The following is a 7,510-nucleotide window of genomic DNA, read 5'->3' as shown; positions in this document are numbered from 1 at the left end:
CGGGGCGAACGGCGACGCCGCCCCGGCCCGGTCTCAGCTGGCGAGCCGCAGCGTCGGCCCCGCCTCGGGAAGAGGTGTGTCCTCGCCGCCGTCCGGGTCCGGGTCCGGGTCGAACCTGGTGCCCGAGCGCGGGTCCTTCCCGCCCGGCAGCGGAACGGCCCTTCCCGGGAAGTTCAGCGGCCACAGGTGGGTATCCGGGTCCTGGAGGTGGTTCACCATGTGGGCCGCCGACTCGTACGCGGCGAACAGCGGATGGATCTGCACCCGGCCGTGGACGGTCCGGGGATGGACCAGACCGCGGTCCTTCAGCTCCCCGATGGCCCGGGACACCGACGGCACGGTGATCCCGAGACGCTTCGCCAGATCCTTCTGCGCGATACGGACGAGGCCCCCGGGCTCCTGGCGGGCCTGGAGGACGTTGAAGACATCTGATGCGGTCCTGCCGAGGGCTGCGTCGGGCAGCCGCTCGAACATGTCGGGGTTGCGGACAACAGCGACGGCGGTCATGACGGCCTCCCCGGCTCGGGAATCATGATGGTGTGCTCTCGGAGCGTCGCTGCTCCGATCTTGTTCATCAGGGCCCGGTGCTTCCTGCTGCCCCACCGGTAGGTGTACATCGGATTCACCTGGATCACACCTCTGCGGACCTTCCAGGCGAAGTTGTGCTTGAACAGGTGCCCGAGGGACTTGCTGACCTTCGGCTGCGAGCAGCCGAAGTGCGCGGCGAGGTCCTTCTGCGTGGAGCGGATCTGCCCGTCCTCGTCATGCTCGGTGGTCATGTGGTCGAGCAGATTCCTGGACATCTCCGGGAGTTTGAATCTCCAGAGGCACGCCTGTAGCTCCTGGTCCACGCTGGTGTGGGTGCCGCTGAAGAACTGGTATGACCGTTTCGGCGGCTCGGCGAGGATCGTGCCGCCGTTGCTGGCGACCTTGTCCAGGGCCTTGACCATGCTCCGGAGCAAATCGTCCGGGAGCGCCTCGGTCGGGACGGAAGCAAGGCGCTGCGAGCTGCCAGCGGGTGAAGCTGCCGGACGCCTTGCAGGTGTAGGCACTTGACCTGCTCCTTTGGTTCGATGACCCGCGAAAAATTACCACCACGCGCAACTTTTGCGGAGATGTATTCGCGTGTCGCGGCGACGCCTTGACCGGGCAGATCTATGCCGCTACCCGGAATACAAGGCCCCTCGGCCGACGGCGATGTATTCCCTTCAGGAGGAATGCATCGTCCGCGTATTTGCAGGTCAGAGAGGTGCCGCTATCTCCTAAGAGGGACCTCGGCCCGCAGTCACCGCGCGGCGCCGTAGGGGAGGCCCTTGCGGTCCTCGCGCAAGCGCTGCGGTCCTCGGGGTGGTCGCACCCGCAGTATCTGAACCTACCGTGAGTGGTGGTGACGGAGCGTGAATCATTTGGAGGAGTGGCTGATGTCCGGTGGGGGTGGCGGGTGGCCTATGCGGGAGGCTCTTCGGCCGCATGCATCGTCGTGGCTCGCTTTCTGTGGCTGATGTTCTGGCAGGGAAGTAGTCGATGCATCTGCCGTAAAGGAAGGAAAGGCCGTCAACGCTGCGGATCAGGCAGGGAGCCCAAGGCTGCTCGGGGGCCGCGGGGGACTACGACGTCGCGGTCTTCTTCTGCCGGGCCGCTTCGGCGCGCTCCTTGCAGGTGATGCACAAGGGGCATCCACCGACTCCGTAACGATGGCACGGCTCGTGGCACCGTGCACACCTGCCCATTTGTGAGGGCGGACAGGTGAGGGCAGTGGATGCAGCGTGCTGGCCTGGTGCAGATGTGGTCATGAATACTTCCTCCAGACCTCCGTTCTATCAGGGCTCGTGGCGTTCGCCGGGGACGGGCTTGGTGCCGGGTGCGGGGGAGGGAACGGCAGACCAGGCGAGACCGCCCGGCCGCGTGCCGCTCGTTCTGCTGGCAGCGGTGTGCCCTACCGTGGAGTCCACGGCCAGACGCGTACCGCCGTTCGCCGCCGTGCTGGGCGCCCACGCCGCTTGGCACACAGTCGGCCAAGGTCCTCCGGGGCCCGCGAGAGCAGCAGAGCGTCCCGGCCCGATTCGCCGGCGGGGAGCGTGGGAGTACCGCCAGGCTGGAGTCGACCGTGCCGAAGAAGCAGTCCACCGCCGCACAGCGCGCCCGCGAGGCCGCGCGCCAGGGCGTCAAGTACACCCAGGCCCTCCGTACCGCCGAGGGCCCGGCGGCCGGCGCCCCCGGGCCGGACGACGGGTTCGGCGGCCATGAGTTCGAGTACGAGAGCAGCACCGACCTGTTCCGGTGCACCGAGTGCCGGGTCTACGAGGTGGTGGCCCGTAACACGGACGGGCCGATCAAGCCGTGCACCGGCCTGGTCGGCTACGGCGGGGACACCGAGCGGGTCTATCTGCTGCTGACCGAGAACCCGGATCTCCCGTACCGCCACGCGGCCTTCCTCGCCACGAAGGTCAGCAGCACCGGCATCGGCCGGACGCCGCGGTTCTCGTGGCGGGACGGGAAGCTGCTGGTCGAGTCGGCGCCCAGCGTCGTCGCCGAGCTGGCCCGCCGGGTCGAGCTGATCACCACCACCGTCGAGGACCGGCAGGTCCCGGCCGTCGCTTCGGTCGAACACCTCACCGCGGAGGCCGGTCGGGCCGTCCTCGCGGAGAACTATGCGGCCTACGTCGCCGAGTTCGGCAAGCCCGCTTAAGGGCGCTGCTCGCCGAACAGGCGTCCAGGAAGTGGTTCGGTCGAACCACTTCCGACGCCGCCCGCCTTACTTGCCTGACAGCGGGTTGTGCCGCCTGACCTGCGAAAAGTGCCTGCGGACCCTAGATAACTGCGGCGCGGACAGCAAGCCGGGCGGCTCGGCCCTACAGGCTGTTTGGGCCCCGGTCTCCCGCCCCTGACCCACGATGCGAAGCGGCGATGGCTCTGAAGACTCACGGGCGCTGGCTGGTCGCCGCTGGGTGGAGGCGTCGCAATAGGGCGCCGTCGTCGACGTGCCCGAGGAGGAAGTCGGCCAGGGTCGCGTGGTCCTCGCCGGGCAAGGCGATCTTCTTGGTGTCGTAGCGGGCGAACCGGCGCCGCATCTTGGGGGCGGGGCCGCGTCGCCGTAGGGGTTTGCCGACGGCCGTGGCGTACAGCTTCTTGGCCTCGGCGTCGATGACGTGGACGCCGCTCTCGGCCGGAGGGGCCAGATGCGGTTCGTCCCATCCGTCTGTGCCCGCGACCGGGGCCTCCAGGCAGCCGAGGGGGTCGGTGCCGGTCACGGCCGCGCGGAAGGCCGCCAAGGCCGCGGCCAGGTAGCCGCGCGCGGCCCGCTCGGCGAGGCCGTTCAGCTCGTCGGCGTGCCCGGCGGCGAGCTCGGCCCGCTGGCGGGCGGTCTCCTGCCACAGCCGGTACCGCGCGGCAGCCTGCTCGACGAGCGGTGCGGGCAGCGGTTCGGGCAGCTCCGGTGCGGCGCCGGCGGCCTCCTGCTCGGCGGCCCGTCGGGACTCGTCGGCCATGCCCCACGCCTTGGCCAGGGCCCGGTAGGCGCGGCGGTGCTCCTTCAGTACCTCGTCCGCCTTCTTCGGCCAGGGCTCGGCGTCGGCGCCGTCCGGGTGCGGGGCGTGGACATCGGGGTGGGCCGCGGTGTGGGCGGCGTGGTGCTCGCGGTAGAAGTCCCGTCCCCGGTCGGTGATCCGGTAGCCGCTGTAGTTCCCGGTGTTCTCGGCCAGCGGCGGCTGGTGCTTCTCGATCAGCACGCGCTCGATGGTCTTCGAGTGCGTCCAGGCCAGCGGCTTCCCCCGCTGGTCCGCCGCCCACAGCAGCGCCAGGACCTCCCAGGACCGTCGGCCGAGCGCGGCGGAGGGCGCCCCGTCCGGACGCAGGGAGAGCCCCGCGCGCGCGGCGGCACGCCCCGCGCGGGTCAGCGACACCGTGCGCATGACCCCGAACGGGGTGGTGCGGATGTCCCTGGTGATGAGTTCGCGGGTGGCGAGCGCCGCGACGGTCGAGCCGTTGCCCTGGTTGTCCCAGCCGCTCGACGCGAGACGGCTCTGCATCTCGGTCCACCCGACCAGGTCGCGCAGGGACGGCTCGTGGGCGAAGTCGATGCGCCGCCAGACCGCGGCCGGTGTGTCGTCGTAGCTGCCGCGGGCGGCGCGGCGCCGCCGGCCCGCCTCGACTTCCTGGTCGAGGGCGTAGATCACGGCGAGGGTGCCCTGCTGGCGGTCGTTCAGCTCGGTCCATGCCGCCAGGGCCTTCGGTGTGCGCGTTGCCATGCGATCTGCTCCCGTCTTCGTCGGGGTCTGGCTGCTTCGGGCCGGTGGGGTGCAGCACCTGCGCGCACTTCGCGCGGGCCGGGGAGTTGGTGGTGAGGGGCGCCGGGGGAGGCGGGGCGGAGCCGGTGGATCTCCGTCTCGGGCGGCGGGTGTTCTGCGGTCCGGAGGCCTGGGTGCGGGCTGAGCTCCGGCGGGTTTGTCGCGACGGAGCCGGGGAGCCCGGACCGGCCCCGACGGCCGGTCCGGGCGTGGTTCAGCGGCGGATGTTCACCGTCACGGTTATGCCGCCGGCCGCGAACGCGGCGCCGCCGATGACGCCGGCGGCCGTCGCCGCCTCGCCGTGGCCGGTCAGTCCGAGGCCGACGACGGCGAGCATGGCCGCCAGTCCGGCTGCCGCGGTCATCCAGGCTGCCGGGCCCGAACCCTTAAATCGTGCACGTGAGGTACGGTCGGTGTGTGTCATTGGGTTTCCTTCTCCTTTGCCGGACGGGACACCTCGAATGACGAGAGGGAGATCTCGACGGGGCCGGGCCGTAGGAAGCGGGCCACGCGGAGGTCTCCCTTCGTCATGCGGAGGGTGTTTCCACGGCCCCAACCCTACGTGCCGCCACCGACTAGCCGGACCGGAAAGGTCCGCTGCGGCCGGGGTGGTGACGCAGTGTCCGGTCGATCGGCTGTCTGTTCTGCGGGAACGCCAGAGAAATTGCCCGCCGCGACACAGCACGAAGTCACCCTCGGGCCCCGTACTTATCGGAACAGACGAGCCCACCACCCACTCACCCGAGGCCCCGCCCCGCCCCGCTTTCCCGTACGTCCCCACGGACCCGAGCCGACGGCGGCCGGTCGGCCGGGGTGGCGCTGGTCTGTTCCGATAAGTAGAAATACCGGTACCTAGACTGCGGGCATGGCCGCACCGCACCCCGACCCGTACCGCATCCTCGACGACTGGCTCGCCGGGAGCTGGACGGGCGCCGACGGGCAGGAAGTCGCCGGCCGGGCCTGGTCCGACGACGCGAAGTACCGCTACCGCGAAATCCTCCACGACTGGTTCCACTACATCGGCGACCAGGTCTGGAGTGCGCAGGCCCTGCACATCGCGCACTGGTCGGAGACCCTCCGCACCAAGGACGGCGCCCGGCCCCTGCACCCCACCACCCGCCGCCGCGCCGTCTCCGTCGTCCGCTCCTACTACACCCACTGCGACGACCTCGGCCGCGACGGAGACCACCTGCCCGCCCGCCGCATCCTCGCCGGCCCCGCCCCCCAGCGCCCCCCGGCAGGCCTGCGCCCCGACCAGGGCATCGCCCTCATGTCCGCCGCCGACCGCTACCGCGGCCCCATGCCCGAACGCGCCCGCCTCGCCGTCTACCTCCTGCTCGCAGGCCTGCGCCCCGGCCAGGCCGTCCGCCTGCGCGCCGACAGCATCCGCCGCGAACAGCACCGCGTCATGGGCGCCATCCCCCAGAAGAACAACACCGCCTCCGCCACCGCCTGGACCGAACTGCCCCGCCCCGTCGTCTGGGCCCTGGACGACTACCTCCCCGTCCGCACCTGGCGCACCCCCCACTCCACCGCCACCACCGGCCCCCTCCTGCTGTCCCGCAACGGCCGCGGCATCGACCGCGTCAACACCCTCAAGGACATCGTCCGCACCGTCGCCCACACCCACCCCGACCTCACCGAACTCGCCCCCACCCTCAGCCCCGACGCCGTCGCCCACACCCCCAGCCCCTTCACCCCCTGAGACGCCGCCCCAGCCAGGCCGAAGGCGCAACGGACAACTCCTACCGCGAAGCCCGCCGGCCCGGAATCGTGGCAGGCATGCAGACCACCCACCTCGACGGGCCGGGCCCCGTCCGCGCCGTCATCCGCTCCATCGGCGCCCGCCACGACGGCGCCCACCAGCTCATCACCGACGGCCTGTACCTCGACCTGCGAAAGGCCCTGCGCAACCCCGCCGACGACCCCGCCATGCGCCACCGCACCGGCCTGGACCCCGACGTCTACGCCCACGTCCTTTCCACCCCCGGGGCCCGGGAACTGGTCGCCCGGACCGCCGTCCAGCTCCGCGCCCTGGCCGACGAGACACCCCGGGGCCGACTGGTCCGTCTGACTACGGCGTGCCAGGGAGGGAGGCATCGCTCCGTAGCAGTCGCAGAGGCAGTTGCGCAGCGCCTCTGGGCCGCCTGGGGCGGCGAGTACGGCGTCGAGGTCGAGCACCACCACATCGACCACCCGGTCCTGCCCCTCCGAACAGCTCGCTGAAACAGGGCAATGAGCGGCTGGGCCCGCGGCCGCCAACCGACGCCCCGTCGGCGGGACGAAAATCCGGTTCACGTCTGGCGAGCCCGCCACCATGATTGACTCGACCTTGCCGCTCCGGCACGAAACTCCTGCCGGAACCGCTCTGTTGACACACGGAAAGTAACGGGGAAACGTGAAGAACACAGCTCGAATGATGGCCACGGCTCTTGCCGCGACAGCACTGCTGGGAACGTCCGTCACCAGCGCAGAGGCCCAGACCCCGACCGCCGCCGGCGCATGGCACTGCTCAGGCGTGAAGATCTCGCGGTGCATCCAGAAGGTCGCCGCGAACAAGGTGCGGGTCAACTTCACGAACAAGACGTACAAGCCTGTCAAGGGCTGGTTCGGTGTGACGTGCCAGGGAACCTCCGGCCAGCTCCCCTACGACCTGAAGGAAAACCTCACGGCGCGAGGCGGATACCTCTCCAAAACGATCACCTGCCCCAACGGGCTCCGTGACGCTGCCATCGGATGGCAGATTACTGCCAACACCTACTACAGCCCGAGGATCAGCATCTGACCGCTCGCCGAACAGAAGGTGCTGCTCAATGTCCGGGTGACCGCCCATGACAGCGCCGCAGCCGGTCGATCCGTATCTCGGAGAAAGAGCCCCGCACCGTCCGGTGCGGGGCTCTCGCGCATGAGGCACTTCCGAGTTATCGGGTATCGCCGAGGTGAGCCCAGAAGCCGCCATTTGTTGATCTTGGTGTTCCGGTCGTCCGGCCCGTCACCCGTTCGGTCCAGTGTCGTTGGTGGTGATGTTGACCATTGTCTTACCCGGGGCGGGATTGTGACCTCGATCGAACGGACTGCGTATCCGCGGTTCAAGCGGCTGATCACCGCGCACGAGCTGCATCTGTTCTTGGGGTCGAGCCAAGATGCCTGCGAAACCCACATTGAGATGATCATGGAGCGTGAGCCGCTGGCGCTGGGCTGCGGTGTCGGTGGGGAGCGGGATC

At 70.1% G+C, this 7,510-nt stretch carries 8 protein-coding genes; 4 read left to right on the top strand and 4 right to left on the bottom strand.

What is annotated here, in order from left to right; translation table 11 throughout:
- Positions 1 to 33 precede the first annotated feature (33 nt).
- Together ACWCXX_RS24660 and ACWCXX_RS24655 are read right to left on the bottom strand one after the other, a co-directional pair.
- Entirely contained in the window at positions 34 to 507 is a 474-nt protein-coding gene (locus ACWCXX_RS24660) for a helix-turn-helix domain-containing protein (RefSeq protein WP_451130687.1), read from the bottom strand.
- Positions 504 to 950, bottom strand: coding sequence for a hypothetical protein (locus ACWCXX_RS24655; protein WP_451130685.1), 447 nt, complete (start codon positions 948 to 950; stop codon positions 504 to 506). The genes ACWCXX_RS24660 and ACWCXX_RS24655 overlap by 4 nt, the downstream gene beginning before the upstream one ends.
- 1,157 nt (positions 951 to 2,107) lie before the next feature.
- Here ACWCXX_RS24655 and ACWCXX_RS24650 point away from each other — a divergent pair.
- On the top strand, positions 2,108 to 2,689 hold the full coding sequence (locus ACWCXX_RS24650) for a hypothetical protein (protein WP_451130683.1): 582 nt from the start codon (positions 2,108 to 2,110) through the stop codon (positions 2,687 to 2,689).
- 232 nt (positions 2,690 to 2,921) lie between these two features.
- Here the strand turns inward: ACWCXX_RS24650 and ACWCXX_RS24645 are convergent, their stop codons facing one another.
- Both ACWCXX_RS24645 and ACWCXX_RS24640 read right to left on the bottom strand, forming a co-directional pair.
- Positions 2,922 to 4,247, bottom strand: a complete 1,326-nt coding sequence (locus tag ACWCXX_RS24645) for a hypothetical protein (RefSeq protein ID WP_451130681.1) — start codon at positions 4,245 to 4,247, stop codon at positions 2,922 to 2,924.
- Between the two features lie 253 nt (positions 4,248 to 4,500).
- Positions 4,501 to 4,710: a hypothetical protein gene (locus tag ACWCXX_RS24640; RefSeq protein ID WP_451130679.1), complete on the bottom strand. Its 210-nt coding sequence runs from the start codon at positions 4,708 to 4,710 to the stop codon at positions 4,501 to 4,503.
- 441 nt (positions 4,711 to 5,151) lie between these two features.
- Here ACWCXX_RS24640 and ACWCXX_RS24635 point away from each other — a divergent pair, with 441 nt between their 5' ends.
- The 3 genes from ACWCXX_RS24635 (at position 5,152) to ACWCXX_RS24625 (ending at position 7,071) form a co-directional block, all read left to right on the top strand.
- Positions 5,152 to 5,991 carry a hypothetical protein gene (locus ACWCXX_RS24635; RefSeq protein ID WP_451130677.1) on the top strand — a complete coding sequence of 280 codons (840 nt, stop codon included), beginning with the start codon at positions 5,152 to 5,154 and terminating at the stop codon, positions 5,989 to 5,991.
- A gap of 77 nt (positions 5,992 to 6,068) precedes the next feature.
- Entirely contained in the window at positions 6,069 to 6,512 is a 444-nt protein-coding gene (locus tag ACWCXX_RS24630; protein WP_451130675.1) for a RapZ C-terminal domain-containing protein, read from the top strand.
- A 172-nt stretch (positions 6,513 to 6,684) separates the two neighbouring features.
- Positions 6,685 to 7,071 (top strand): hypothetical protein, encoded by a 387-nt coding sequence (locus tag ACWCXX_RS24625; RefSeq protein WP_451130673.1) that lies wholly within the window; start codon positions 6,685 to 6,687, stop codon positions 7,069 to 7,071.
- Positions 7,072 to 7,510: the final 439 nt, after the last annotated feature.

The sequence above is a fragment of the Streptomyces sp. NPDC001732 genome (assembly GCF_053596315.1).
Note: the sequence above shows the minus strand (reverse complement) of the source record. Positions and strands in the feature narration are given on the sequence as shown.

Bases quoted from the DNA above. Each gene is read 5' to 3' on its own strand.
- ACWCXX_RS24645 (WP_451130681.1), bottom strand. From the start codon at position 4,247: ATGGCAACGCGCACACCGAAGGCCCTGGCGGCATGGACCGAGCTGAAC.
- ACWCXX_RS24630 (WP_451130675.1), top strand. From the start codon at position 6,069: ATGCAGACCACCCACCTCGACGGGCCGGGCCCCGTCCGCGCCGTCATC.
- ACWCXX_RS24640 (WP_451130679.1), bottom strand. From the start codon at position 4,710: ATGACACACACCGACCGTACCTCACGTGCACGATTTAAGGGTTCGGGC.
- ACWCXX_RS24655 (WP_451130685.1), bottom strand. From the start codon at position 950: ATGGTCAAGGCCCTGGACAAGGTCGCCAGCAACGGCGGCACGATCCTC.
- ACWCXX_RS24635 (WP_451130677.1), top strand. From the start codon at position 5,152: ATGGCCGCACCGCACCCCGACCCGTACCGCATCCTCGACGACTGGCTC.
- ACWCXX_RS24660 (WP_451130687.1), bottom strand. From the start codon at position 507: ATGACCGCCGTCGCTGTTGTCCGCAACCCCGACATGTTCGAGCGGCTG.